We start from the raw sequence: 26,688 nt of genomic DNA, 5'->3' as shown, positions 1-26,688 counted from the left end.
GTTCAAAATTCTATTTATATCATGTCTTATTAAAAAATCAAAATGGCATATAGGTATCATTCACTTGGTATTGCAACATTTTAAGGCTAAAAAGCATACTATACCTAGCCTTTAACAATTCACTTTCTGCCTCAATAAAATTTTGTCGACTTGTATTCAATTCGTATATACTAATCTGCCCTGCTGTAAAACTTGTTCTTGCAAACTCTAAAGCCTTTTGTGTATCATTTCTAGCCTCCTCCGCATAGGTCTTATTTTGATAGTTTGTTTTATAGTCCAAGTATATTTTCTCGATTTGCTGACGTATTAAGAGACGCTCGATATCATTTTCAATACGTAGCTGACTTTCTCGCACATGCAATTGTCGTAATTGACTGCGAGTTCTGCCCCGATCAAATATCGGTATGGAAAGATTTAACACCAGTTGCTGAGCAAAATTGTTCCGAGTTTGAAAAAAGAATGGATCCGTCATCAATTGCCGAAAAGCATTAAAATATAATGTGCCTAATGTCGCCGCGCCTGTCACGGTGGGATAAAGCCCCGCCTTGATTACTTGCTCCTGAAGCTTCAAATCTTGTTGCCATATCACATACCTCCTAGCACTAGGTTGTTTTTGATATGATTGTAATACAAGATCCTCCAAAGAAGAAATCTCCCATCCGACGCCAAAGTCAAGTTCGTCCGGAAGAAATAGTATATGGTTGTGATCTTCTATTTGCAACAATTGTATAAGCTGTAATTGAGCAAGCTCGCAATCCATGATCACTCGCTGCAATTGCTGCTTCTCTCGAGCTAGATTCGCTTTAGCTTCATGTAACTCACTTGCGGATGTGGTACCAATTTGCGTGGTTTTTTCTGCACGTTCGTACAAATGTTGGGAAAACATTACGGCTGAATCTCTAGAGTCAACCAATGCAATTTGCATCAACAGATAAAAGTATGCTTCTACTACCCTCATTGTCAACTCCCTATCCAGAATTTCTTTTTCTAAAACCTCCCTATCTACACCTACTGCGGCTTGACGAGCCTGATTACGTAACCTATCAAAATTGTATAGCATAATCTCTGCAGTAATGCCCATATTGCTATTCAGGTTATCATTCCTTTGTATATTTCCAAAAACATCTTGCGCACGTCCAAAATTCGCGTAAAGATTACCATATCCCTGCACCATAGGCAGACGTTCGCGCTTCGCTATTTGTAATTCATATTTTTTTAGTTCAATTTCTCTCTCTTGTTTTGCTAAATCCAAATTTCGGAGTAATGCAGAATCGATACATCGCTGCAAATTCCATCGTTCCTGCGAAAAAGCATTTTGTTGAGCGGTGCACAAAAGAAATAAAATCACGTACAGTACATTAACCGTCTTCTTCGAAGATTTAATAGAAGCCATTTTATTGGCTACACTCACGACAACACCTGGCTTTGTTTGCTCCATAGTTTTCTATAGTAGGATTTTTTTTGATCGAGTAATAGCTGATGTGCACCCTCTTCGATTATTCTCCCATCCTTTAGTACCATAATTTTATCGGCATGCGCTATACTACTGAGTCTGTGGGCAATGATTATAAGTGTCTTCCCCATTTCTTTCAACAATTTGAAGGTATTTTGTATAACAATCTCTGATTCAGAATCCAAAGAGGATGTTGCTTCGTCTAAAACCAAAATCTCCGGATTGCGATAGATAGCACGAGCAATAGCAATCCGTTGCTTTTGTCCACCAGACAATAGTGTTCCATTTTCCCCTAAATAAGTCTGAAAACCTTCTGGTAGTTTATCTATAAACCCAAGTATATCGAGCTGTTTCGTGATCATAATGATACGTTGCATGTCTGGGAACTCTTCTCCTAAAGCGATATTTTCTATAACATTCCCAGAAAATAACTCAATTTCTTGCGGAACGGTAGATATAAGATGTCGTAGGGAATAATTCGAAACATAGCTAATATCATACTCCCCAATCTGAATTTTTCCGCTTTGCAACGTATATAGGTTTTGTATCAAGGTTACCAACGTAGTTTTCCCAGAACCACTTTCACCTACAATGGCTGTCATTTTACCTATTTCAAATTCGCAACTGAAGTCAGTGAATATTTTTGCCCGCGATCCATAGCTGAATGATACTTTGTCGAACTGTATGTTTCCAATCTGTTCAGGTTTAAGATCCATTTTATCGGTCAGTTCTTCTCGCTCTAAATCCATGATTTCGAATAAACGATCTGATGCTATTAACGCATTTTGTACACTCTTATTCATGCCAATGAGCTGGGAAACCGGACTTGTAAAATAACCGATTAAGGCGTAGAAAGAAAGAAGCTCTCCTGGTGTAATGACACGCTCAATCACATACTTCGATCCTACCCACAAAAGTACAATGGTAAATATGCGAGACAGAAATTCCGAAGCATTTCCAGAGAAAATCCCGTTCATCACCGATCGATAAATAGTTTTTAGTAAAATACTGAATCGCTGATCTGTCTTATTATTGGCGAAGGTTTCCACACCAAAAAGCTTAATGGTTTTCGCTGCTGTAAGCGATTCGACTAGGTGGGCTTCCAAGTCGGCACCTTCTTCCATGAGTCTGCGTTCCACCTTTTTATTCAAGCGATTGCTAATCCAGTAGACGCCCAAATACAATGGAATGACCAACGCTACAACCAGCGCGAGTTTCCAATAATACGTAAACATTAGTGCAAAGGAGAACAGTACAATAAAGATGTTAACGACAATCTGTATAGATACATCATTGATAAAGGTTCTTATTTTCACTGCATCATTTACTCGGGATATAATTTCTCCAACTTTCATGGTATCAAAAAAACGTTGCGGAAGACTAAACAGGTGCTTGTAATAACCTAAAATTAGATGTCGATCAATTCGTTGACCTGTCTGCAATACCAATATGCTCTTCACAATGCTTAAAAAAATTTGAAAGATCAAAATTATGATCATACCTACCGAGAGCAGATTTAATAATCTCAAATTACCATCAATCAACACATAATCCGTTATTTTCTCGATATATATAGCCGAAGACAAGCCCAATAAAGTATATACCATGGCTCCTACTAAAGCCTGAAAAACTACTGAGCGATGCGGCTGTATTAGTTGCCAGAAGCGCACCATATTGTTAACATGCTCATTTCGCTTTTCGAAGTACTCGTTGGGCTCCAACAAAACAAGTACACCAGTCCATACTTTTTTAAATGATTCCCAATTGTATTTTTCCATCTTACCAACTCCAGGATCCATCACCGTGATGTGTTGCTTATCGACTTTATAGATAACCACAAAATGCTGTAACTGATCTTTAATGACAATATGTGCAATTGCTGGTAACGGAATTTGTGCTAGGGCTTCTTCCTTACCGCGAACACCTTTTGCAAGAAATCCCATTTTCGCCAATCCTTCGGTCAGACCCAGAATGTTTGTACCTCGGGTATCCGTATGGCAATATTGCCTGATCTTCGCAATAGGAAGTTGTAATCCATAATATCCTCCTATCGAGGATAAACAAGCAGCACCACAATCTCTCATGTCATGTTGTTTGACATTTATTTTTGGTGTATTCATCTTTTTCAATCTTTATGCTATAGTTTATAGAAAATTTGGGTTAAACCAATCATCTGCCTTATCAAAGAGCAATTGCCACAGGGTGCGGTCAGTTAAGTAAAACCGGGCTGTATAAGTTAGCCCTTTCGTAATATCGCCGTGATAACCATTTTTCAGTGCTAAGAAAGTTTGATCTATACTACATCGCACCAAAAAAAAAGATTCACCCGTGTGCTCATTGATCCGGATTTGCTGATCGACGTCAATCACTTTACCAGTAGCTAGCCCCCATTGATTGTAGTTATAAGTATCTAGTTGAAACTTGACCTGTTGATCTACATGTATAAAACCTATGGATGTTGGCGGAACCATGCATTCAGCCAATAATCCCTCTACAGGCGAGATTGTCGCGACCTGTTGGCCCTGCACAATATAATTACCTGACTGTAATCCAGAGAAATCGATAATTCTGCCATCCATTGGTGCAGTAAGTATATGATTCGAGGACTCAATATTGAGTTGATGTATGTCATTTGATATTGTACGAAGTTGGCGCTCCATATCAAGCTTTTGACTTTGCCATAGTGCCATCTGTTGCTCTCTAGCAACTTTTTTCTGAATGGTCAATTGTTCATGAAGGTGCACACTTTTATCAAACTCTGCTAGAGGCAAAATTCCGATCTCAAACAATTGCTGATTACGTTTTAATTCTTTATCAGAGAGAGCAAGTTGTGTTTGTATTTCTCCTAGCTTTTCTTTCCAAGCAGATAATTCCATTTGATATTGCCCTGTTTTCAATCCACTTTCCACACCAGTAGTCAATAATTTCAAATCAGATAATTGACTTCGGTAATCTTGTTTCTGCTGTTCTTGGTATTGATATTTACTATGTAGCGCATCAGAAGTAATAACTAATAATGTGTCATATTTTCTAATGTGTTGGTTATTTTTTACTATTCTGGAATCGACCACTCTTCCACTTACCATGGAGATTAGATTAGTACTCTCTTGTTGCGGTCTTATAACACCTCTTGCAGATACAGATATGGGAATCTGTATAATAGGGAGTGCAATTGACGCCAACAAGAGAAAAAAAAGCAATGTAATGTATATCACTTGCAATTTAGGAGATTTGCCACTTTTTTCCATACAAAACACAATTTAGCTATTTTTTCTTTAAAATTAATTATTATTCTAATAATTATTATATGGTCAATCATTTCTAGTTTAACGATAAAATATTCTTATTTAAATAGTAGTGCTCAAAATTCCCATATATTGTAAAATACCGACCACCATTACTTCTTGCAATGAAGAATTAAAAACCTTAGAATCAATCAAGTAGATAGTTAAACTCTGAGATTATCATTAGATACCTATAGTGTTGTGGAATAAGTTGCTCCCTTAAAGAGTTATAGAGATAATTAGCAGGAAAATAGAGATTGCTGTGGTGAGCGAAACTGCATTACAGTTTTTTAAGTTTCAAGTGGCGTACAGCTCGGCAAAACCAAACTTTTTGCCCACTCATCAGTTAATAAAACGAATTAGGTTCGCAGACCTAAAACCAAAAACATAGACTGATGGAATACAAACACCTGATCGAAAAAACGAGTAGTCCCTTCTGGGCATTTGCAATACACGACGGACATCATGTGGATGAGGCACTCCTTCCCTATTTAATTTCAGACGAAGATACGCGGTTACGCGAAGAAGATCCGCAGACGGGCAGCTTGGCAGAATTGCCTTTTAATAGATTTATATCGGCTACGTCCCGCTTTCAGCTGGATCTCAATCGTATTCGCAAAGATGCTGTCTATCTCCAACCCGAACAAGCCTGGGGTATCTCCGTCTGGGACAAAGAGCTGCCCACTGACCTCATCAATACGCTTTATGAAACGCACGATGCCATGTATGCGCAGATCGACGAACTCATTCAGGCGACCATACAGCAATACGGCTACTTTGTGATCTATGACATTCACAGCTATAATGCGAAGCGTAATGATCGTTTTGAAGAGGTAGATAAGGATAAAAACCCAGAAATAAACTTAGGTACTGCTCACAACAATCCGAAATGGCGCGAGCTGATTGACGCTTTTATTAGTTCGGTCCGTCAGCAAGAAGTGGGTTTACCCCCGGTAGATATTCGGGAAAACATCAAATTCAACGGAGGCTATCTTTCCAAATACATTACTGATCGGTATGGCGCGTATGGCTGTGTCTTATCCATAGAGTTCCGTAAGGATTTTATGGATGAATGGACCGGACAAATCTATCCGGAAAAATTGCAAAGTTACAAGCAGCTATTGCTACATACAAAGGATATGTTACACGATTATTTTGCCGATGAAGAACGAAAATAGCATTTTAGAGGGAATCTTACAGGATATACACACGAAGACACCCTTTCATGTGAAGTTGCCAACGAAAAACAAATTGGTATTCAATAAGATTGTTCCTTACCTATTTGTGTATCGCGCGGGCGAAGAAGAAGACCCCATGTTGGCGGAGCTGGTGAAAACGGAATATGCCTATCTGGCAGTTCATGATACGACTTTCCCTATTCAGCAATGGGTGGAACCGATTGCGCAAAAGCTGGTGGAAGAATTTGGTGGATGTCTAATCGTAGAAGCATGGGTGGCACCTTCCACGCAGCGCAATGACATCGATTTGCTAATCACGCGGAAAAACATCCAGTCTGTAGCGCAATATTTACTAAAGCACATTCACGCAGAACGCACTGCGCTATCGGCAGAAGTGATCACCAGCACAAAATCCCCTGGCCCCGAAGATGCTGCACCACTCATCGATCTCAAAGAAAAAAAGAATAGCCAGGTACAGTACATCGGCATCCGAGTGAAGGACACTTATCTGTATGGGAAGCACGAGATTTTACCCATTTTGCTCCGACAATTTCGGGAAACACTTTCGAAGAGTCTATCCCGAACATTTTTTGAATTTATCCGTATTCATACCACTGCAAAGCCAACTGAATTTAAAATCACGCATCAAAGTGAATTGGCTCCGCTAGTCTGGGAGATCGATCAACAGTTGGCCAAGGAAAGTCAGCGTTTTGACTTCCTGCTGTTGATCACACCGGTTAACGCACACGAGGCCTGGCTGCAGTTCAAAAAAGACAATTTCCGGAAAGCTCCCGTGTTTCAATACCGGCCCATGCCGATCGATCCTGATATTATCAAACGGAATCTGTACAACCTTCGGATCGAAGACTTGTACGACCCAACGATTGCTTATTTGTTTCGCGACAAGCGCCGCGAGCTGGATGCCATGATGACCATGCTGAGCGACCGAGGCAAAGAAGGTTTTATGCTCGGCAGTCTGCAAATTTTTGGTAATGTGGCCGAAAGCTTATTGGATAAAGCCAAAGCGATACTCACCATCACGGAAGAAGATACAATCATACGAACCAACTCGCAGGATATTATTCAGGCAAAGGAGTTTGCGGCAATGGCCGAAAAGGAGATTCAGTATCTGAAATCACAGCATCCCGAATTTAATACAACCGTGCGTCTCCGCGACGACATTTCCGGCGTGATGGTAAATCAGGGCGTACTCAATATTAGTAAGCAATACAGCTTGCCGCGCAATCGAGCACAGGCGCTAATACAGCATGAGGTTGGTACGCATATCGTCACCTATTTTAACGGTAAGCAACAGCCTTTCAACCTATTTAAGTTAGGTGTGCCTGGCTATGAAAAACTACAAGAAGGATTGGCTGTGCTCTCCGAGTACCTCGTGGGCGAATTGACCAATGCTCGGCTCAGGATCTTGGCAGGCCGCGTAGTTGCCGTACATCATATGGTGGCTGGCAATAAATTCATAGATACCTTCTCTATGCTGGTAGAGCGATACAGTTTCGACCATGAAACGGCTTTCCAGATGACTATGCGCGTATACCGAAGTGGTGGATTAACGAAAGATGCGCTATACCTGCAAGGCTTAATCGAGCTGGTAAAATATATTAAGGAGGGCAATGATATTACGTTGCTCATGATGGGCAAAATCAGAAAAGAATACATCCCGATTATACAGGAACTTATGCTTAAAGGCATTATAAAACCGCCTTCCTTGCATCCTCGCTATCTGGAAGAACCCTATATCCATGAGTTGGAGGCACTTAGAAAGAGCTCTGGGATATTTAAAATGATTCAATAATTACATGATATAAATTCATTTTGCACCATATGATTGATGCAAATAATCCCTAAACAACGACATCTTATCCCTATGAAAATAGCATTTGTAATCAATCAGACACATAAAGAAGAGGCCTATTACACCACCACTTCTTTGGCATTAAAAGCGCTGGAGCGCGGACACGAAGTTTTTTATATCGGCTTAGCCGATTTCTACTATGATCCGGAGATTGTAGTGGGCGCCCATGCACGGCAGGTATCTCCGCACGAAAGTATCCACGACGAGTCGGATTTAATTCATGTGGTGCGCGAAACCGAAAAAAGCCTGGTCAACCTCAATCAGATCGACGTGCTATGGCTTCGTTTCGATGCAGCAGATGAGATGATCTCTCGCCCTTGGGCTGCTGCTGCCGGCTTGCAATTTGCCGAATTGGCACAGCAACAGGGTGTCTTCGTGATCAACAATCCGGAAGCGCTCACACGCGCCAGTAACAAATTGTATCTGGAAAACTTTGACGAAAGTATCCGCCCGAAAACCATTGTGACACGGAACTATGCGGACGTGCAAAACTTCTTCGACAAAAACGACAGCAAAATAATTCTAAAACCACTGAAAGGTTCTGGCGGAAAGAACGTGTTTCTAATCAATAAAGAAAGCGCTCAGAATTTGAAGCAAACCGTGGAAGCCATCGCGCGCGATGGATATATTATTGCGCAAGAATATTTGCCGGAAGCCAGTAAGGGCGACCTACGCTTTTTCTTGTTGAATGGCGAACCCATCAAAAAGAATGGAAAATATGCCGCGGTACGTAGGGTACAGCCCGAAAATGAAATCCGCAGTAATGTGCATCAGGGAGCTACCATGCATGCAGCGGAGATAGACGACAAAACCTTAGAAGTGGTTAAACTTGTCGCAGATCAATTAGTCAAAGACGGCATGTACTTGGTAGGCCTCGACATCGTAGGTAGTAAAATCATGGAAATCAACGTATTTAGCCCTGGCGCTTTACAACAAGCGTCGGAGCTGACAGGTGAAGATTTTATCTCGATTATCATCAAGGATATTGAACATCACATTCACGATCGGAAAAAATAAACATGAAAAAATTGGGCTTGGTCTTTCTGTTGGTTTGTAGCCTACTGATGACATCTTGGAACGCACAGGCGCAAACCTTGATCATCAATGAAGCTACACCGCAACATCAGATGGTCGCCGGCGCAAAGGTGAGCTTAGCTGCTTCGGCAGGATTTGAGCCTGCCACCAGTTTTACCGGTCTGCAAAATCTGGAGATGCAGAGTACCATTATGGTTATGGAAGTAAATACCCCCTATGAGCAATACATTGCGCAAGCAATTCCTCTGGTGATCCATAATGAGAAGTCTAGCATGACAGAACACGCGCAGTACATGATCAATGATCTGCCGGCTCGCCTGTATGTGGGCACCCAAAAAGGAGATTCCGACACGGCGCTTTTTCACCGCATCTTTTTAGTGTTGGGCAATGAAAAAGAGACGATTGCATTGAATTGTCATTATCCTTATCGTGCAGATGGCGATTTGGATAATGACATTATGCAAACCATCTTATCGGTACGCTATCATCCCGATGTGGTGGTTGATCCGTTGCGCAATATGGGTTTTACCATCAATACGGCGGGTACCTCCTTTCGTTTCACCAGAAAAACAGGCTCGGCATTACAGTATATGCAAGAGGCCAAAAACAACTGGTCGCCCGCAGCATTTTTCATAGATCGCAAATCATTATCGGCAGAAGTGACCGATAAAACGGACTTTATCCTGAACCAGGTGCAAGCTATTTTTGATGTGGATTCTATCCTGTTTTCCCGCCCATTATCAGCTCATGATCTACCAGCGGAAGAGGTCATGGCCAATTTGCGCAACAAACGCAATGGCGAGATTACCCAAGCTTACTTCATTACCCTTTTCGACACGCACAGAGCATATTCCCTGATCGGATATAATATCAATGCAAAGGCTATGGAGGAAATGAAAGCGATCTTTCGAACACTCGAAGTGCTGTAATATTGGTGCATCAAAAATTCTTTCCCTAATTTTGTCAAATGTATAAGATTTATCTACTTCTATTTTTGGGTTTAATGATTCATTGGCAGCCTGCCACAGCACAGTCTGCAGATGAAAAAATAAACCGCGCATTATATAACCGGATTGAATATCTTTTCAATAGCCAGCAAGCTGACTCTATCTACAACCTGGCGAGCAAATCCTTTCAAGGACAGATTTCTCGCGAACAACTGACGACCATGCTGCAGCAATTGTATGCTTTGGGAAATATTAAAAATGCGGAACAGCTGAAATTTGAGCGTGGCGTAGCGAGCTACCGACTTGATTTTGATACGGAGCGTCTGTTATTTGTTTTAGGCGTGGACAGCACCAATCACTACCATACGATTTTGTTTCAACAATACAAGGAAGATCCGAAAGCGGCCGTAGCCAAAGAAACCGCTGATGCGGACACCAGCGCTCCGGTGGAAGCAATGGATCCGTTTGACTTTAAGATCGAGAATATTGCAAAAAATTATACGCAGAAAGCCAATGCCCGTTCGCTGACTATCGGTATTATTCATCGTGGCAAGGTGCAAAAATACTTTTTTGGAGAAACGGCCAAGGGCAATAAAACCTTACCGACGGAGGATAACATCTATGAAATTGGATCAATTACTAAGACATTCACCGCTACGCTACTGGCTGACCTGGTCGAGCGTCAGGTAATTAGCTTAGACGACAGCATTATTAAATTCTTGCCTGACTCATTGGCCAGAAACACAGCTTTGCATAAAATCACCTTCCGCAACTTAGCCAATCACACTTCGGGCTTGCCACGTCTTCCAGACAATTGGAATAGCGGCTCAGGGTATGTAGCGGCCGATCCTTATGCGCACTACGATCGCAAGGCACTCTTTGCTTACCTGCGCCATGCCAAATTGGATCACGAGCCGGAAACGGAATACGCGTACAGTAACTTAGGATATGGTTTATTAGGTGAATTGATTGCTATCATCTCTAAAAAACCGTTTGATGCTTGCTTAAAAGAGACACTCACGCAGCCCTTGCATATGCGCGCTACGGATTTGAAGGTAGATCCGAAAAACACGAATGTATTAAAAGTATATGAAGGTGGACAAGAGGTTCCCGTCTGGCATTTTCAGGCAATGGCAGGTGGCGGCGCAATCAAATCTACTATTGATGATCTATTGCGTTACGCCATTACACAGCTCGCGACCCCAGAAAATGCTATTCAACGCGCTATGGCGGCTACCAAGCTCTTTACCTTTTATATACCAGAAAATAATATGGATATCGGTTTGGCTTGGCATACGGATTTGCAGGAAGACATGAATCTGTTTTGGCATAATGGCGGTACAGCAGGAAGCTCATCCTATATGGCTATCATCCCCGATGAGCGCTCGGCAGTAATCGTTTTGTCGAACAGCAATGAACCTCTCGATAGCACGGCAATTGCGATTGTTCGCGAAGTGATTAAGAAGAAATAAGTGTATATTTAGGTTTATGAAAACCGTTGTACTACTCTTTGCTTTTTGCCTTTTTCGCTTGACCGCCGTTAGTCAAGTTACCTCGTTTGTAATCGAGGAAGAGCGATTGAATAAATCGTTAAAAGATTCTTTAGAGCGCATATATGAATCGGATCAATCTGTTAGAATGGCCTTAGTTGAAGCTAGAAGATCAGAAAAACCAAGCTTGTACCTAGATAGCCTTCAGCATATCATTATCGAAACCGATAGAACAAACTTAAAGTTGGTCAATCTTATCATTGAGCGGCATGGTTGGGTAGGCCCAACGTTGGTCGGTATAAAAGGTGCACAAGGATTATTTCTAGTTGTCCAGCACGCAGATTTGGAGACGCAAGAAAATTATCTTCCGATAATTATGGAGGGCGAAAAACAGGGTCAAATTTTATCTAGCAATGTCGCCATATTATTAGATAGAGTGGCTATGCGTCAGGGGAAAAAGCAAAAGTATGGAAGCCAAGGCTTCACGGATCGAGAGTCTGGCAAAGGTTACATCTATCCAATTTTAGATTTAGATAATCTCGACATCCATCGTCAAACTATGGGGCTTCCGCCAATGAAAGAGTACGTCAAAGGATGGGACGTGGAAAAATACAGAACAGATCTTCCTAAAATTGAAGAAATCCTACGCGTGCAAAACGTTAAATAATTTTTGATGGAAGTGGCATCTACTAAACGGCTGTTGTAGAAATTTAGCCAACTGATTAGCTTAAACAGACAGCCCCTGAAAAGATTGACTCATTCTCCTACCTCATCTTGATTATGACGAAAAGCCTATTACCCAAGCATTACTTCTCTTGAAGGTATGCCGCCATATTGCGGGTTGTGTTCGTTCCATCGTACCATTGGATCAATTGTCCGTCACTGGCGGAATAGATATAGGTAGAGGGAAAGTTCTGCGGATCGAATAGCGTAATAAATTCACCCGTAGGATCATGCAGGAAGGCGACATTCGACTTTTCGTCCAATCCTATTGCGTACTTATCGATGTAGCGATCTACATCCGCTTTTTCATTCATAGACACAAAATAAAAAGAAGTGGTCGGTGCCCACTGATCCCAGTTTTCCGCAATTTCATAACCTAACTCCTGACAGTGCCCGCAACCGGGATCGTAAAAAATCAAGACATTGACACCCTGTTTGGATAGCGAATCAACGGTGAAGGTATTTCCGTTATCATAACGGACAAAGTTTTGGAAGGCTGGTATTTGCTGAATGTTTTGGGCGAAGCCGGCACTGCCCAACAACACGAAAAGCACGGTGGATAGAAATAAGGGTTTATAATTCATATTCTTTCACTTAGTCGGTGTGAACCATTAAAAATACAACAAACCAATATATATTGGTGTAAAAATATGGTTATTATCATCTTACAGCGTGCACATATTCAGATGGGAATGACTCTGCAATTAAAACTGATCGCCCCAACTAACAAGTCATTTTGGCAAAAAACAAGATCATTGCTCAAAAGTTGCAAAATCAGAAGATCAATTTTTCATTATTAGATTTTTACGGTCTTTTTTTATCACAAAAAAATAGATTCATCATTGATCCACATTTCGTAGTATGTACTGTCTCAAAATGTTGTCACACAAATCTATGTTTCATAAATTAGCCTATCAAACGTTTTTATGAAGATAAATATGTTAGGGTAAGTACGCAAGATCAGAACTTAGACCTACAGATTGACGCGTTGAAAATACCGGTTGTGAAATCATTTTTGAAGAGAAAATTTCTGGAAAATCAAAAGATCGCCCGGAGCTTACAAAGCTTTTCGAAAAATTAAGGAAAGGTGATACTGTTGTCGTGTGGAAATTGGATCGTCTTGGTAGATCTCTGAAAGATCTAATCGATCTAATAACAAAAATGCAACAACTGGACGTTAGCTTCCTAAGTATACAGGATGGGATCAATACAAATACTGCCACTGGACGATTTACGTTCAACATATTTGCATCCCTGGCTGAGTTTGAAAGAGAAATTATATCTGAAAGAACAAAAGCTGGCTTAACTTCGGCTAGAGCTAGAAAGGGAGGGCGGCCAGCAGGATATAGTAAAGAAACTATAAAGAAGATAAAAGCAGTCAAAACGTTATACGATGCTAGCGATAGTCCCTCTGTGCAAGATATAGCTGATAGTCTTAAGATAAGTCGTGCGACCTGTTACAGATATTTAAGAGTATATGAGAATCTGCCATTTAACAATGTATAAAATTAGTAGTAACATACGATCCAGCAATAATATTGATATTCAACATGTTTGATCCAGATTTCCCTCCAAAACTTACAAAAAAAGAAGAAAGCTATAGGCAAAAGATACAATCCGAAATCATTGCTTGCTACAATTGTCAACCGTATGATGAAGGAGAACCGGTTTGGATTCATGGGGATCAAACAGAAATTGAAGATCTATTCTATAAATTTAATATTGAACCAAAACATTGGGAGAATATCATCAGCCACATTGTTTGTCATGGATGTGGGACAAACATCACGCTTGGCTGCGATGTAGCAGTTAAAACAAAATATGACATAAAGTTTGAGGATTTCATTAAAAATTGTAGAAAATCATTTTTAAAAAAAGTAGAGTCTTTTAACGATTTCTTGCAAGATACTCCATTGCTGGGGTATAAACATCCTATTGGAAAGCGTATTCATAAGCAACTTCAACAGAATCAATTCCCTTTAGCTAATGTTTTACCCTCACACAGTTTCTATCGAGCTCGAAAAGTAACCAATCACGATATATTAGAAATAAATGAAATGCTTAATGCTCCGGTTGGAAAGTCGACAGAAGGGAGATTTAATCATTCAGGCCAAAGTCATCTTTACTTAGCTAATACGAAGGAGACTGCAATCAAAGAAGTAGTGCAAAATTTAAAAAATAGTCTTATTTGGGTACAAGAATTTAAAATCAATTCAGGCATAGATAATATTTTAGACTTAACTTTTGATATAACTAATATAAGTTTGAATGACAGTCCATTATTTGTATCTCTATCAATTGCAAACGTTTTGGGAGAGTCGACAAATAATAATGAATTTTGGAGACCTGACTACTTTATCACAAGGTATATAATGGATTGTGCAAAAGAATTAGGATATAAGGGTATTAAGTACAATTCGACTAAAAGCTTCACGGACTACAATATTGTCTTGTTTTACCCTGAAAATTTTGATCTACAAAATATTGGCAACCCATCTATTGAAGTCTTTAAGGAAATCAAAGGAGACATATTTGATATATAAACAATTCCGAAATGGCCTATGATATTGTGATTAACTGGAAAGCGGATACAAAAATTGAGGTTTCCATTAGATAGGTTTAGTATCATAAATGTTGGGACTAAAACCCTTTTTAACCTACATTTTAAACTATAGAGATATCGTTTACTTGGAGAGAGAATAGCAACTTGATAATACAGAGACAAAAGCTATTAACTTATTTAAACTCTAGTTTTACCTCATTTTTATATAAATTCAGTAAATCTGGAAGGGGACAGGTTTCAATTTGCAATTCTTTACAAATTGCGGGAATTTTTTTAAAAAGCTTATTATCGTTACTTTGTTCCGTTTCTTCGGTAACAAGTAAAATCTTCCTATCGGACGTTTTTTGTTTCAAGTGTAAGCAAAAAATGATCATCTTCATATCAGCATCATTGAGATAATGATTTTTCTGTACATCATATTCCGCGTCCGTGATTTCTCTTCTATTTCTTACAACTCTATTTACAAATTGATTATCAACCTGCCGAAGAAATTTAGCCGGCGAAGGCGGTAGAATCTCATCTGTTTTTGTCGGGACTTGAGCAGCTTTTAGGAAAGCTTTATCAGTTAAATATTTTAATGAATTTAAGACAAGGCCTTTTGATTGATAGGAACATTGTTCAAGAACTTTGTCAATAATAACAATTTCACCATCTGCTATTTTTTGTTTTATAAAAGCAAAAAGCACATCTTGAACGTCAAATGGCAGGTAATAGCGCACCAAAGAAACAAGTGAGTTTGTATCGATTACCACCGTCATGACAATATCGTTTCTAATTTATCAGGTTTGATGTTTAGGGTTTTACAAACGTCATATTCATTAATCACCCCTTCATAGAATGCTGTTTGAATAGTTGATATCAGTAAAGGCGAATTAATCGGCTTTGGAGCGGAACCCCGTATCTTTATACCATCCAATTTGTCCTGCTCCTTTTTACTTTTTTCTTCCTCTTGTCGCTGTCTGAATTGCTCTTCAAAATCAGCTTTTATCATGTTATAATGTTTGATCGAAATCTTCTTTTTATACAACAACCTAGTGAATAGCGCAATTTTACTTAGATGCGTATTAGCTGATACATTCTCAACAATATCAAATGCATAGTCGTTCTTCGGATCGGCAGCGTCGATAGTTTCTATCGGATTTTCAGGACCTGCTAAAAAATGATAAGCAAAATCGTTGCACCAACGCTCCACTTTGCTCAAATTCTTATTAGACAAATCCTGAACATCGAGTTTTTCAATCTCTTCTTTATTAAGAAGGTAGTGCCCCAGTTCGTGACTGAGTGTAAATATTTCACGCCTAAAAGACACCTGCTGACGCTTTAAAACGATAACATTGGGCGTTAAGAAAAAGCCATCGATATTAGCTTTTTCCTTCTTATTCCAAGTCTCCACGAATTCAAACACCAAGATGTTATACTCAGCGAGTTTGCTTATAAAAGATTTCAAAAACTCTTTTGGTTGATTTTGAAAATCTGGATACAAGATCTTTCGAATTTCAAATGCTGAATTTTGAGCATCATTCTCAATTTTAAAAATTGGTAATATTCGGTGAATTTTCAAGTCAGCTAATTTGGCGATACCAGACAGGGATATTTTAAATTCTTCAAATTGGTTAACAACTTTCTTCGCACCAAAATTTAAATCAACATCGAATTTGTGCTTTCTGAAAAATATACTTGCATCTGCTTCAACATTCGGCGACGTCGGATCGAGATAATAGTGAAGTCCCTTATTGAAAATTTTATCGATACGCTTTAAATATGCGAGATCAATATTCCCAGCATAAATATCTTCTTTGTCAACAGCCTTCTTTTTGCCTTTACTGATCAACGCAGCAAGCTCCTCCACTGTCATTTTATACAACGACAGCAGGTACTCTAAACGCTGTATGTTTTGCTCGACCTTCAAGAATTTTAAGAAATTTATGTTAACAAAGTTAGTGATTTTGCATACATTTATTTGTATTGTAAGCATCTTATTTAAGTCGACGGTTTACTGGATGTAAGTATTCCAAAAATCTACAGATATAAAGTAGATTTAAAAGTAAGCTGATCCATTTATCTCACAAAACGAAGAAAAACTGTGCTACAAGAATTGTCTAATATTCTGGAGTACAGGCATTCTTAATTAAACAAAGTGCCCGCTTGTTATCTGTGACATTTCACAGTAATTATTATCTCATTTACGACGATACAATCTTTATAATGAAATTTGAAGCTCGGTTCCTTCTGGCTAAATGCACTTTCGAACTAAGACTCTCCATAAAATTGGATAAACTGTGATAATGGAATAATATTTTTTCATATGTTTGCGGAAAATATCCTAATATGAAAAGCATAATTATACCAATCGTTCTTCTTTTTACTTTGGCTTCTTGTAATAGTTATAAGTATGGTGTTGAAGAAACCACAAATAAGTCTAACCTAACTATAGGTATGGTTAAGAGCAAAATTGCTAAAGGTTCTACGAAGCAAGATGAAATTGTAGAAATCTTCGGTTCTCCAAATCTTGTTTCCAAGAACAAGTCAAATCTCGAAGTTTGGAGCTACAACAAAATGTCAGTAGAACAAAGGGCAGGACGTACAAATTTTTTCTCAGGGCAAAGAGCTAGTCAGTCGAGTAATAGCAAATCTTTCGACTTAATAATCACTTTTGATGAAAATGATACCGTTAAAGATTATTCTGTGATATCAACTTCTTATTAACATATAACAAACCATGAACAAATTATCCAAATTCATTTACCTTCTAGTACTACCACTTTTTATTTCTTGCGCAACTCAAATGAATACGCGCACTCCCGCAGAAATAAAGATGATGACCACAAAACAGTTTGATGCTAGTCCCGACATGGTATTCAAATCAATAATAAGTTTATTACAATCAGAAGGTTACATTGTTGATCGAGCTGATAAGGAAACAGGATTATTAAATGCGAGTAAAAGAATTGAAAACAAAAACGCTGCCTCGCAAAGGTTTTGGACAGGTTCATCAAAAGACGCAAACACATCTAAGGCTATGTTTTACGTGGAAGAGGTGAATGACAGCGTAACAGAGGTAAAAATCTCCATGTACGAAGGTTCAGAATCAACAAGTACTGGTTATTGGGGTCAAAACAACAAAAACGTGAAAGAGCAGATGGTATATGAACCTCAGATATATGGGGAGTGGTTTAATAGCCTTCGAGCAGAGATTGAAAGACGAGGTGCTTTGGGTAGATAGTTAAAATCTAGCTCTAGGTAAACTTTAAACACATTTCGTTGTAAAATAGAAGGCTTTTTCGAAAGCCTTTTTTTATGATATAATTTTAGAAAGCTTCTAAACAAAAGTAACGTTTTTTTGAGATAGATCAAATATACTGCTAATATTAGGGATTATCAGTTGTAACCTATAAGCTCCTCACGAATGAGGTCATCTTGCGCTGTATATAAGAAAAGCAACAGAACCTATAAATGGAAATAGAAGAATAGCAACTAACCACAAAATTCGGGTTGAACTGCTTAACGGTTCAAATTTCAGCAGTCGGTATATTGCATATACTACCAGCGATAAGTATAGCATCAAAAATATAATTTCCATCGGATAGCGTTTTAAATTCAAAAATGATACGTTAATTATAGAGAAATTATTGCTTAATTGTCGTTTGACGTTCGAAGTCTTATAAAATATTCGATTTATTGCATTCTGTACATGTTTAGGATGCTAAATTCTACCTCCATAACATGCCGTCATCGCCAGTCTCCACATTCGAGCTATTTTCTCCCGTTATTGCAATTACGGATTATGATGGATTTTTACCCACAATATGTTTGTTTCTGCCCAATGGAATAATGTTAAGACTCAATGAGAACAAATAAGTCGTGAAAAATATGCTGTATACAGCTGCGCAATTGTCAACCATCCTCATTGGCTTGTATACCCACCATACGTACATGATTTTACAGCTCAATACTAGCAAGTTACACCTATATTTTTTACCTAATATCGATAAAATTACTATATTTGAGCATCAGCTCATGATTACCTGGCCATCAGGGAAATGGTGGGTCACATCTAACTAAAATCGAAATGAATCTATCCTACCGTGTATTACTCGTATTGCTATTTATCAGTTTCCTTTTTATCACGGGATGTACTAAAAAGGTAATTGAGCCAGAACCTGAACCCGAGATCCCCACCGAGCCACCTCCAGAACCAGAAGATGATGAGCCAGATTCGGTCTACTATCTATTTGGAGAGAAAAAATCTGTTACCAAAGTAAAGATAGAAAAGGGAGTATCTTTCAATACGTTAAGCGATGCGGAAATAGCTCAGTATTTCGCAGCACGAATCCAGCTTTTCACACCAGCCACGATCTTGGTCACAAACGATTCAACCATTATCAGCACCGCCGAAACAGAAGACCGGTACAAATCTCTTTGGAAAAACAGCGATAAAGATTTATATCTATTAACCGGCCAAGACAATCAGGAACTATTGCTCGGCAGCATCGTGGAAGAGGGAGTATTACAGATACACATCTCCTATTCCAGACAAACACGCCTACTCGCCAACAGAAGTTTGATGGTTATGGAGCAGCACTACGGAGCTACACCGTTCGACACGAAGAAGCATCTCAATGAAACTTCGAGCCACGCCTACGGGGTGACGGAAGAACTATTATTTCGAGAACAAAACTAACGTACATCTAAGAATCTTTTAAAATAGACTATATATGAATACAAGGAGTCGCCTATTTCTTTTGATAACACTACTGCTTTCAATTGGTCAAGCGCATGCACAGAGCAATACGAGTAGAGAGTTTTACGTGAAAAATCCAGAAATTATTTTTCCCGGTGCGTTGGTCAAAAAAAGCAGCATAAACACTGCAAAATACGAGGTGTTGGATCATGATGTGGATTCGATGTGGATACTTTCCCAAAGTATTTTGGAAATGGAACGCTATGCAGGTGGTAAAGCTTCTTACGAGGAAGCGCTGAAGAAGATCGTAGCAAAGGCTAATCTGGCCAATTATACATCGAGCAATCTGGCATTTGGCATACAAAATATCACTTCCTATGGAGATGTAAATCGCTATTTTGGACAGACCATGGATCCAGAATATTATCTTTTGACCGCCAATGAAAATCTAAACAAAAAGAACAATTTCGTTTTACATGCGCAGACCACTTTCTTAGATATTATGATGGACTTTGTAGAATACGATATGCTGAATAAAGCCTACATCTCCGGATTGAACAAGGATGAGTGGGCTTTTGTCGTATCCGTCTATTACGGCCGCAAGGCTATGGTTCTGGTAGAGACCAACCTTGATCGAGAGATCGCCTCCAAAGCCGTAGAAGAAGCCCTTTATAATGGTTCGGCAATTTCGCCCGAAACACGCAAAATTTTGCAGCAGTGTACTATCAGGGCTTCTACTTACGGAAAGGCGGCAAATGAAGCTAGCCATGATGATGATCCACTCACGCATGTGTATAACTATTTACAATCACCTGTGACCCCAAAGGATTTCGAAGAGCCGCTGTACATGATTATGTTTGAATTAAAAAATTATGCCACCTTTGAAAATAATTTTTAGCAAACGATTTGCACTGGTGCTGAAATGTCAATATGGTTTTCATTATTAGAAGTCCATGCTAATCTTCCAAAGAAAGATGCTTTCCATCCTTATCCACTACGAAGTAATGGATAACCAGACTTAGTACAAGGAGAAATCGAATAGGCACATGAAAACTCCTTTTTAGCGACTGCATCCCTTTAAAATGCGATGGAATAAGGAAAGTTTAGCCCGAAAAACAGTATATTTGAGTGTAAAAAAAGCTACTGACACTATCAAGAATATATATTTGTGAAAAAACGTATCGCTATCTTTGCTTCAGGATCAGGTTCCAATGCGCAGAAAATCATGGAACATTTTAAATATGCTGACCTCGCCGAGGTGGCCATTGTGTTAAGTAACAACCCTGATGCTTACGTATTGCAACGTGCCGATAACTTTGAAATCCCTTCCCACATTTTTGATAAAAAAGCATTTTACGACACCAATGAGGTGGTCGATTTACTCAAGCGTCTTGAGGTTGATCTGGTTGTGTTGGCGGGCTTTCTTTTGTTGGTTCCCGAGAATTTATTACAGGCTTTCCCCAATAAGATTATCAACATCCACCCTGCCTTATTACCCAAGTTTGGCGGAAAGGGAATGTATGGCGATCGTGTACATAAAGCAGTATTGGCTGCTGGCGAAAAGGAACACGGCATTACGATCCACTTCGTGAATGAGCATTTTGATGAAGGCGAAGTGATCTACCAAGGCAAGTTTGCCGTTGAGAACAACGATACGTTAGAAGTGATTAAGTTTAAAGGACAGCAGCTGGAGCACCTCCACTATCCGAAGGTAATCGAAAACTTGCTCAAGAAATACAACTAAATATTTCATTTATTGCTACCTTTGCGGCTTCATAAGCAGAAGATAATGAACCACGCCGTAAAGATTAAAAATGCATTGGTTTCCGTTTATTACAAAGACGGATTGGCCCCTCTTATTGAGTTATTAAACAAATATGGAGTTACCTTCTATTCTACAGGTGGTACAGAATCCTTTATACAGGATTTAGGTATTGGCGTAGAGCGCGTAGAAGATCTTACCTCCTATCCATCTATTCTAGGTGGCCGGGTAAAAACCTTGCATCCTAAAGTATTCGGCGGAATTCTTTCTCGCCGCCCATTGGAAAGTGATAAAGAGCAGTTGGCACAATACGAAATCCCAGAAATCGACTTGGTCATTGTAGACTTATATCCATTCGAGGAAACGCTTGCTTCTGGCGCTTCAGAAGAAGATATTATCGAAAAAATTGATATTGGTGGCATTTCTTTAATCCGTGCTGCTGCAAAAAATTTCAACGATGTCGTGATTATTTCGTCGAAGAATGATTACAAAGAGCTGGAGGAAATCTTAGCAGCACAAGCTGGCGTAACCACGCTTGAACAACGTAAGTCGTTTGCTAAGCGCGCTTTTAACACCTCATCTCACTACGACACGGCGATTTTCAACTATTTCAATCAAGAAGATCCGCTACCGGTATTCAAACAATCCGCTCAGCAAAGTCAAGTATTGCGCTACGGAGAGAACCCACACCAGCAAGGCGTATTCTACGGTGATCTGGAGAAAATGTTCGACAAACTAAACGGCAAAGAGCTTTCTTATAACAATTTAGTGGATGTAGATGCCGCAGTGGCTATTATCGACGAATTTGAAGACCCTACCTTTGCCATCTTAAAGCATACAAACGCCTGTGGCGTAGCTTCCCGTCCTGCTGTACTAGACGCTTGGACAGCAGCACTTGCTTGTGATCCGGTATCTGCTTTTGGCGGGGTATTGATTACCAATGCAACAATTGACGCAGCGACCGCAACGGAAATCAACAAATTATTTTTTGAGGTCTTGATCGCTCCGGCGTATGATCAAGATGCCTTGGAAGTATTGACAGCGAAGAAAAACCGCATCATTCTAAAACGTAACACGGTGAAGTTGCCCCAGCAACAATTCAAAACATTGTTGAACGGCGTGATCTTGCAGGATAAGGACAACACGGTAGAAGGACCTGATTTGATGACGACCGTAACGGAGACACAGCCTACGGAAGCACAATTAGCGGATCTCTACTTCGCGAATAAGATCGTGAAGCACACCAAATCCAACACCATTGTCTTTGCAAAAGATAATACCCTTATCGCTTCTGGTGTGGGACAAACGTCTCGCGTTGATGCCTTGAAACAGGCGATCGAAAAAGCAAAATCATTTGGGTTTGACATTAAAGACAGCGCGATGGCATCCGATGCTTTCTTCCCATTCCCAGACTGTGTGGAGATTGCCGGTGAGCATGGCGTAGCCGCTGTGTTGCAACCAGGTGGATCTATCAAAGATCAACTTTCGGTAGATATGGCCAATGAAAAAGGTATCGCCATGGTGATTACGGGTGTGCGTCACTTCAAACACTAATCGCTATTTAAAGCGCGTTTATACAAATCCCTTCCTCGATCAGGAAGGGATTTTTGTTTAGCCCCGTTTTTAGTGACTTGGTATTTCACTTTTTCCTTTCCAATTCCCTACTTTTGCGCTAACATGTCAGACTTAAAATACAATCAACGTGGTGTCTCGGCCGGAAAAGAGGACGTACACAATGCGATCAAAAACATTGATAAAGGACTCTATCCACAGGCTTTCTGCAAAATCATTCCTGATATTTTAGGAGGTGATGCAGATTGGTGCAATATCATGCATGCTGATGGTGCGGGCACTAAATCTTCGTTGGCGTATGTATACTGGAAAGAAACTGGCGATGCTTCGGTATGGCGCGGTATTGCCCAAGACGCGATTATCATGAATTTGGATGATCTGTTATGCGTTGGTGCCACGGACAATATCTTGCTTTCATCCACCATTGGTCGTAATAAAAACCTGATTCCGGGTGAGGTGATCGCGGAGATTATTAACGGTACAGAAGAGATTCTGGCTGAATTACGCGATATGGGCATTGGCATTTATTCTACCGGTGGCGAAACGGCTGATGTGGGCGACATCGTGCGCACGATCATCGTGGATAGCACGGTGACTTGCCGGATGAAACGTTCGGATGTGATCTCCAATCATACGATCCAAGCGGGTGATGTGATCGTTGGTTTGGCTTCTTACGGAAAAGCGAGCTACGAATCGGTGTATAATGGTGGAATGGGATCCAATGGATTGACTTCTGCACGACATGATGTGTTTAACAAAGCGATTGCAGAGAAATATGCAGAGAGCTTTGACCCGGCTGTACCCTATGATTTAGTATTTAGTGGTAGCCGCTCGCTCACCGAAAAAATTGCTATCGGCGATGGTCAGGAAGTAACGGCAGGACAGCTCGTATTATCGCCAACGCGTACTTACGCACCGGTGATTAAAAAAATACTGGATCAATATCGTGGGCAAATCCATGGTATGGTACACTGTTCTGGAGGTGCGCAAACTAAGGTATTACATTTTGTGGATCAGGTACACGTTATCAAAGACAACTTGTTCCCCATTCCGCCACTGTTTGAGCTGATTCAAAAAGAATCAGGTACCGATTGGCAAGAGATGTACAAAGTCTTCAACATGGGCCACCGCATGGAATTGTATGTGCCCGAAGAGCTTGCTGCAGATATTATTGCCTTATCACAGTCTTTTGATATCGACGCACAGATTATTGGACGCGTAGAAGCATCAGACAAAAAACAAGTAACTATTCAATCGCCGTATGGCGAATTCGTATACCATTAATGGTATCCAAAATAGCGTATTGTGAAAGAGAAAAAAATCATAGGCCGCACGGAGATTGTAGACTTACCTGAATTAGGGTTGTACAATTTGCCAGCAAAGATTGATACGGGGGCAGAGACTTCTGTCGTGCATTGCGAAGATATGGAAGTGTTCGAAGAAAATGGGCACATGTACATTTTAGCACATATTGCGGCATCCGATGATTCGGATGAAACCATGGAAATCCGATTTCCAGTGCATCGCGAACGCACGGTGAAAAGTTCTTTTGGCCACGCCGAGACACGTCATATCTTTCGCACCAAAGTAAAGCTCTTTAACACATTATACGATATCAAACTTTCTTTTCGGGATCGTTCCGCAATGACCTATCCTATGTTGCTAGGCAGAAATTTTATTACCGGAAAATTTCTAGTCGATGTATCAAAAAGAAATCTGGGGCAGAATCTGCGCTAAAACTTATCCACTCATTCTTTGTTTTCCTTAAAAAAACTACGTTTTGAAAATTGCCATTTTATCGACAAATAAAAATTTGTACTCTACTCGACGTCTGGTAGAATCAGCGCAGGCACGCGGTCACGAATGTGTGGTAATCGACCATAGCAAATGCTATGTCGGTATACAACAAGACAAGCCTAGCATACATTATAAAGGACAGGATATCGCCGGTATCGATGCGATCGTACCGCGGATTGGTTCTTCAGTAACCTTCTATGGATCGGCTATTGTACGTCAGTTCGAAGTGATGGACGTGTTGTCTGCCAATCCAAGCCAGGCAATCACGCGTTCGAGAGATAAACTGCGTTGTATGCAAATTCTTTCGGGAGCTGGCTTAGGGCTTCCTATTACAGGCTTCGCCCGCACAGCTTCTGATGTAGACGATTTGATTAGCATGGTAGGAGGAGCTCCTTTAGTGATCAAATTACTGGAAGGTACACAAGGTATCGGTGTGGTGCTTGCCGAAACCAAGAAAGCAGCTTCATCCGTGATTGAGGCCTTCTATGGATTGGGAAACAACATCCTGATTCAGGAATACATCAAAGAATCGAAAGGTTCTGATATCCGCGCCTTCGTGGTCGATGGTAAAGTGGTCGGCGCCATGAAACGGACGGCTAAAGAAGGAGAATTTCGTTCTAACCTGCACCGGGGTGGTAGTGCCGAAATCATCAAATTGACCCGTAAAGAAAAAGAAACCGCTATCTCAGCTGCCAAAGCCATGGGATTGACCGTAGCTGGAGTAGATATGTTGGCTTCGGATCGTGGGCCGCTCATTCTGGAGGTGAATTCTTCTCCCGGACTAGAGGGGATCGAAACCGCGACGGGTAAAGATATAGCCAGCGAAATTATTCAATATCTGGAACGACAGCATGAGGCAAAACAGGCCTTAAAACCAGCCGTTCGCGTCAAAAGAACTGTAAAAAGAGAAAGCAAACTTTAATAGTTTGCTTTCTCTTTTTATGCTATAATCCAATCTGGAATTATGCGCTAATCTTGCGTACACTGATCGCTCCGATAATCATCAGACATCCCGCTCCAAGCAATGCATAGATCGCTTGCCCCTGAAATACATATTTGATTAAATACCCACTCGTCAGTCCGCTCACAATCTGCGGAAAAGTGATAAAGAAATTAAACAAACCCATATACAATCCCATCTTGCGTGCAGGAAGGCTATCGCTCAGAATCGCATAAGGCATCGCTAGAATACTTCCCCAAGCAATCCCAATTCCCACCATAGAAAAGATCAACATCTCTGGCGTTGTCATAAAATAAATTGATCCTAACGCGATACCGCCGATCGTCAACGACAAGGCATGCGTTGCTTTTCTTCCGATAGCACGGGCGATTCTTGGTAAGCACAAGGCGTAAATAGCCGAAACACCATTATAAATACCAAACAGTACACCAACCCAGTTGCCCGCATCGGCATAGCCTACCGAAGTGGTATCTCCGGCTGGGACATTGTAAATGTGTTCTGCTATCGCGGGCGTAGAAAATACCCACATCAGAAAAAGCGCGAACCAGGAACAGAATTGCACTAAGCCCAGTTGACGCATCGCAGTAGGCATATTTCTAATATCCTCTGCCAGGCCTTTGAAAAAACCACGTTCTACAAGGGGCTCAGTGACAGCGGTTGCTTGCCCCGATTCAAAGCTCTCCAACTCTTCAGGAGAATACTCCTTTGTCGTGAAAACAGTCCACAGGATACTTAAAATAAGCACCGCAGCACCGACATAGAAAGAATAGATCACATTATTAGGCACAAAACCCGCGTCAGCTACTTTAGATACACCACCATATTCTGCCAAAATATAAGGGAGCCACGATCCTAACACCGCACCCAAGCCAATTAAAAAGGTCTGCATAGAAAATCCTAAGCTACGCTGTTCGCTCGGTAGGTTGTCGGCAATCAGTGCGCGAAAAGGCTCCATCGTTACATTGATGGAAGCATCCATAATCATGAGCATACCAGCTCCAATCAATAATGGCGGTAGCATGGCCGCAAGCACTGCAGAGTTAGGCATAAAAATCAACGCGACAGCAGTAAACAAAGCCCCGCCCAAAAAATACGGTCTTCTCCGACCTAAGCTATTCCACGTACGATCGCTGTAATGGCCAATGATTGGTTGTACAATCATTCCTGTAAGGGGTGCAGCCAACCAGAACAGCGACAAATGCTCCACATCGGCTCCAAAGGTTTGTAGAATACGGGAGGCATTACCATTCTGAAGAGCAAAGCCCATTTGGATACCCAAAAAACCGAAGCTCATATGAAAAATCTGCGCCAGGCTTAAGGATGGTTTACGTATTGGTTTATGCATGATAGTTGGTTTATATCGATCAGC

At 40.5% G+C, this 26,688-nt stretch carries 25 protein-coding genes; 17 read left to right on the top strand and 8 right to left on the bottom strand.

Going from position 1 to position 26,688, the window contains the following annotated elements; genetic code table 11:
* Positions 1-37: 37 nt before the first annotated feature.
* The 3 genes from M8998_RS14845 to M8998_RS14835 are packed head-to-tail and all read right to left on the bottom strand — an operon-like array spanning position 38 to position 4,701.
* Positions 38-1,438, bottom strand: a complete 1,401-nt coding sequence (locus M8998_RS14845) for a TolC family protein (protein ID WP_249994227.1) — start codon at positions 1,436-1,438, stop codon at positions 38-40.
* Positions 1,408-3,573, bottom strand: a complete 2,166-nt coding sequence (locus M8998_RS14840; protein WP_249994225.1) for a peptidase domain-containing ABC transporter — start codon at positions 3,571-3,573, stop codon at positions 1,408-1,410. Before M8998_RS14840 ends, M8998_RS14845 begins: the two co-directional genes overlap by 31 nt.
* A gap of 24 nt (positions 3,574-3,597) precedes the next feature.
* Positions 3,598-4,701 carry an HlyD family secretion protein gene (locus M8998_RS14835; protein ID WP_249994223.1) on the bottom strand — a complete coding sequence of 368 codons (1,104 nt, stop codon included), beginning with the start codon at positions 4,699-4,701 and terminating at the stop codon, positions 3,598-3,600.
* Positions 4,702-5,132: 431 nt separating this feature from the next.
* On the opposite strand from M8998_RS14835, the gene M8998_RS14830 reads away from it, so the two are divergent.
* The 6 genes from M8998_RS14830 to M8998_RS14805 all read left to right on the top strand — a co-directional run bounded on the left by M8998_RS14830 (position 5,133) and on the right by M8998_RS14805 (position 11,927).
* Positions 5,133-5,915, top strand: a complete 783-nt coding sequence (locus tag M8998_RS14830; protein WP_249994221.1) for an N-formylglutamate amidohydrolase — start codon at positions 5,133-5,135, stop codon at positions 5,913-5,915.
* Positions 5,899-7,728 carry a flavohemoglobin expression-modulating QEGLA motif protein gene (locus M8998_RS14825; protein ID WP_249994218.1) on the top strand — a complete coding sequence of 610 codons (1,830 nt, stop codon included), beginning with the start codon at positions 5,899-5,901 and terminating at the stop codon, positions 7,726-7,728. Before M8998_RS14830 ends, M8998_RS14825 begins: the two co-directional genes overlap by 17 nt.
* A 72-nt stretch (positions 7,729-7,800) precedes the next feature.
* Positions 7,801-8,805 (top strand): ATP-grasp domain-containing protein, encoded by a 1,005-nt coding sequence (locus M8998_RS14820; protein ID WP_249994216.1) that lies wholly within the window; start codon positions 7,801-7,803, stop codon positions 8,803-8,805.
* 2 nt (positions 8,806-8,807) lie between these two features.
* Entirely contained in the window at positions 8,808-9,752 is a 945-nt protein-coding gene (locus M8998_RS14815) for a hypothetical protein (RefSeq protein ID WP_249994214.1), read from the top strand.
* 38 nt (positions 9,753-9,790) lie between these two features.
* Positions 9,791-11,242 (top strand): serine hydrolase domain-containing protein, encoded by a 1,452-nt coding sequence (locus tag M8998_RS14810; protein ID WP_249994212.1) that lies wholly within the window; start codon positions 9,791-9,793, stop codon positions 11,240-11,242.
* 16 nt (positions 11,243-11,258) lie between these two features.
* Positions 11,259-11,927 (top strand): DUF6624 domain-containing protein, encoded by a 669-nt coding sequence (locus M8998_RS14805; RefSeq protein WP_249994210.1) that lies wholly within the window; start codon positions 11,259-11,261, stop codon positions 11,925-11,927.
* A 139-nt stretch (positions 11,928-12,066) separates the two neighbouring features.
* Here M8998_RS14805 and M8998_RS14800 read toward each other — a convergent pair whose 3' ends face one another.
* Positions 12,067-12,567, bottom strand: a complete 501-nt coding sequence (locus tag M8998_RS14800) for a peroxiredoxin family protein (RefSeq protein WP_249994208.1) — start codon at positions 12,565-12,567, stop codon at positions 12,067-12,069.
* A 424-nt stretch (positions 12,568-12,991) separates the two neighbouring features.
* Between M8998_RS14800 and M8998_RS16305 the strand changes: the two genes are divergently transcribed.
* Entirely contained in the window at positions 12,992-13,489 is a 498-nt protein-coding gene (locus M8998_RS16305) for a recombinase family protein (RefSeq protein WP_349665666.1), read from the top strand.
* 44 nt (positions 13,490-13,533) lie between these two features.
* Positions 13,534-14,526, top strand: a complete 993-nt coding sequence (locus tag M8998_RS14790; RefSeq protein ID WP_249994206.1) for an RES family NAD+ phosphorylase — start codon at positions 13,534-13,536, stop codon at positions 14,524-14,526.
* 193 nt (positions 14,527-14,719) lie between these two features.
* Here M8998_RS14790 and M8998_RS14785 read toward each other — a convergent pair whose 3' ends face one another.
* On the bottom strand, positions 14,720-15,304 hold the full coding sequence (locus M8998_RS14785; protein ID WP_249994204.1) for a DUF4411 family protein: 585 nt from the start codon (positions 15,302-15,304) through the stop codon (positions 14,720-14,722).
* The gene (locus M8998_RS14780) at positions 15,301-16,401 is read right to left on the bottom strand and encodes an ImmA/IrrE family metallo-endopeptidase (RefSeq protein WP_249994202.1); all 1,101 of its coding nucleotides are present in this window, start codon (positions 16,399-16,401) and stop codon (positions 15,301-15,303) included. The genes M8998_RS14785 and M8998_RS14780 overlap by 4 nt, the downstream gene beginning before the upstream one ends.
* A 473-nt stretch (positions 16,402-16,874) precedes the next feature.
* Between M8998_RS14780 and M8998_RS14775 the strand changes: the two genes are divergently transcribed.
* Together M8998_RS14775 and M8998_RS14770 are read left to right on the top strand one after the other, a co-directional pair.
* Entirely contained in the window at positions 16,875-17,252 is a 378-nt protein-coding gene (locus M8998_RS14775) for a hypothetical protein (RefSeq protein WP_249994200.1), read from the top strand.
* A gap of 79 nt (positions 17,253-17,331) precedes the next feature.
* On the top strand, positions 17,332-17,769 hold the full coding sequence (locus M8998_RS14770) for a hypothetical protein (protein WP_249994197.1): 438 nt from the start codon (positions 17,332-17,334) through the stop codon (positions 17,767-17,769).
* Positions 17,770-17,958: 189 nt separating this feature from the next.
* Here M8998_RS14770 and M8998_RS16375 read toward each other — a convergent pair whose 3' ends face one another.
* On the bottom strand, positions 17,959-18,108 hold the full coding sequence (locus M8998_RS16375; RefSeq protein ID WP_502957381.1) for a PLDc N-terminal domain-containing protein: 150 nt from the start codon (positions 18,106-18,108) through the stop codon (positions 17,959-17,961).
* Between the two features lie 507 nt (positions 18,109-18,615).
* On the opposite strand from M8998_RS16375, the gene M8998_RS14765 reads away from it, so the two are divergent.
* The 7 genes from M8998_RS14765 to rimK all read left to right on the top strand — a co-directional run bounded on the left by M8998_RS14765 (position 18,616) and on the right by rimK (position 25,280).
* Positions 18,616-19,227, top strand: coding sequence for a hypothetical protein (locus tag M8998_RS14765; protein ID WP_249994194.1), 612 nt, complete (start codon positions 18,616-18,618; stop codon positions 19,225-19,227).
* A gap of 34 nt (positions 19,228-19,261) precedes the next feature.
* Positions 19,262-20,125 carry a hypothetical protein gene (locus M8998_RS14760; protein WP_249994192.1) on the top strand — a complete coding sequence of 288 codons (864 nt, stop codon included), beginning with the start codon at positions 19,262-19,264 and terminating at the stop codon, positions 20,123-20,125.
* Positions 20,126-20,395: 270 nt separating this feature from the next.
* Entirely contained in the window at positions 20,396-20,971 is a 576-nt protein-coding gene (purN, locus tag M8998_RS14755; protein ID WP_249994190.1) for a phosphoribosylglycinamide formyltransferase, read from the top strand.
* Positions 20,972-21,016: 45 nt separating this feature from the next.
* On the top strand, positions 21,017-22,543 hold the full coding sequence (gene purH, locus M8998_RS14750) for a bifunctional phosphoribosylaminoimidazolecarboxamide formyltransferase/IMP cyclohydrolase (protein WP_249994188.1): 1,527 nt from the start codon (positions 21,017-21,019) through the stop codon (positions 22,541-22,543).
* A gap of 123 nt (positions 22,544-22,666) precedes the next feature.
* A complete protein-coding gene (locus tag M8998_RS14745; RefSeq protein ID WP_249994186.1) occupies positions 22,667-23,845 on the top strand; it encodes an AIR synthase related protein in 1,179 nt (392 codons plus the stop codon).
* Between the two features lie 21 nt (positions 23,846-23,866).
* A complete protein-coding gene (locus tag M8998_RS14740; protein WP_249994184.1) occupies positions 23,867-24,298 on the top strand; it encodes an ATP-dependent zinc protease family protein in 432 nt (143 codons plus the stop codon).
* 43 nt (positions 24,299-24,341) lie between these two features.
* A complete protein-coding gene (gene rimK / locus M8998_RS14735) occupies positions 24,342-25,280 on the top strand; it encodes a 30S ribosomal protein S6--L-glutamate ligase (RefSeq protein WP_284040531.1) in 939 nt (312 codons plus the stop codon).
* Between the two features lie 40 nt (positions 25,281-25,320).
* Here rimK and M8998_RS14730 read toward each other — a convergent pair whose 3' ends face one another.
* The gene (locus M8998_RS14730; RefSeq protein ID WP_249994180.1) at positions 25,321-26,664 is read right to left on the bottom strand and encodes an MFS transporter; all 1,344 of its coding nucleotides are present in this window, start codon (positions 26,662-26,664) and stop codon (positions 25,321-25,323) included.
* Positions 26,665-26,688: the final 24 nt, after the last annotated feature.

This window comes from Sphingobacterium sp. lm-10 (assembly GCF_023554555.1).
Lineage (GTDB): Bacteria > Bacteroidota > Bacteroidia > Sphingobacteriales > Sphingobacteriaceae > Sphingobacterium.
This window is presented reverse-complemented; position numbering and strand designations above follow the sequence as displayed.

What these genes read in the sequence shown, in the direction of transcription:
- M8998_RS16375 (WP_502957381.1), bottom strand. Translation starts at nt 18,108, where the DNA reads ATGCTATACTTATCGCTGGTAGTATATGCAATATACCGACTGCTGAAA.
- M8998_RS14760 (WP_249994192.1), top strand. Translation starts at nt 19,262, where the DNA reads ATGAATACAAGGAGTCGCCTATTTCTTTTGATAACACTACTGCTTTCA.
- M8998_RS14800 (WP_249994208.1), bottom strand. Translation starts at nt 12,567, where the DNA reads ATGAATTATAAACCCTTATTTCTATCCACCGTGCTTTTCGTGTTGTTG.
- M8998_RS14835 (WP_249994223.1), bottom strand. Translation starts at nt 4,701, where the DNA reads ATGGAAAAAAGTGGCAAATCTCCTAAATTGCAAGTGATATACATTACA.
- M8998_RS14825 (WP_249994218.1), top strand. Translation starts at nt 5,899, where the DNA reads ATGAAGAACGAAAATAGCATTTTAGAGGGAATCTTACAGGATATACAC.
- purH (WP_249994188.1), top strand. Translation starts at nt 21,017, where the DNA reads ATGAACCACGCCGTAAAGATTAAAAATGCATTGGTTTCCGTTTATTAC.
- M8998_RS14820 (WP_249994216.1), top strand. Translation starts at nt 7,801, where the DNA reads ATGAAAATAGCATTTGTAATCAATCAGACACATAAAGAAGAGGCCTAT.
- M8998_RS14790 (WP_249994206.1), top strand. Translation starts at nt 13,534, where the DNA reads ATGTTTGATCCAGATTTCCCTCCAAAACTTACAAAAAAAGAAGAAAGC.
- M8998_RS14805 (WP_249994210.1), top strand. Translation starts at nt 11,259, where the DNA reads ATGAAAACCGTTGTACTACTCTTTGCTTTTTGCCTTTTTCGCTTGACC.
- M8998_RS14745 (WP_249994186.1), top strand. Translation starts at nt 22,667, where the DNA reads ATGTCAGACTTAAAATACAATCAACGTGGTGTCTCGGCCGGAAAAGAG.
- M8998_RS14810 (WP_249994212.1), top strand. Translation starts at nt 9,791, where the DNA reads ATGTATAAGATTTATCTACTTCTATTTTTGGGTTTAATGATTCATTGG.
- M8998_RS14765 (WP_249994194.1), top strand. Translation starts at nt 18,616, where the DNA reads ATGAATCTATCCTACCGTGTATTACTCGTATTGCTATTTATCAGTTTC.
- M8998_RS14775 (WP_249994200.1), top strand. Translation starts at nt 16,875, where the DNA reads ATGAAAAGCATAATTATACCAATCGTTCTTCTTTTTACTTTGGCTTCT.
- M8998_RS14830 (WP_249994221.1), top strand. Translation starts at nt 5,133, where the DNA reads ATGGAATACAAACACCTGATCGAAAAAACGAGTAGTCCCTTCTGGGCA.
- M8998_RS14845 (WP_249994227.1), bottom strand. Translation starts at nt 1,438, where the DNA reads ATGGAGCAAACAAAGCCAGGTGTTGTCGTGAGTGTAGCCAATAAAATG.
- M8998_RS14815 (WP_249994214.1), top strand. Translation starts at nt 8,808, where the DNA reads ATGAAAAAATTGGGCTTGGTCTTTCTGTTGGTTTGTAGCCTACTGATG.
- M8998_RS14840 (WP_249994225.1), bottom strand. Translation starts at nt 3,573, where the DNA reads ATGAATACACCAAAAATAAATGTCAAACAACATGACATGAGAGATTGT.
- M8998_RS14730 (WP_249994180.1), bottom strand. Translation starts at nt 26,664, where the DNA reads ATGCATAAACCAATACGTAAACCATCCTTAAGCCTGGCGCAGATTTTT.
- M8998_RS14785 (WP_249994204.1), bottom strand. Translation starts at nt 15,304, where the DNA reads ATGACGGTGGTAATCGATACAAACTCACTTGTTTCTTTGGTGCGCTAT.
- M8998_RS14780 (WP_249994202.1), bottom strand. Translation starts at nt 16,401, where the DNA reads ATGACAGTGGAGGAGCTTGCTGCGTTGATCAGTAAAGGCAAAAAGAAG.
- M8998_RS14770 (WP_249994197.1), top strand. Translation starts at nt 17,332, where the DNA reads ATGAATACGCGCACTCCCGCAGAAATAAAGATGATGACCACAAAACAG.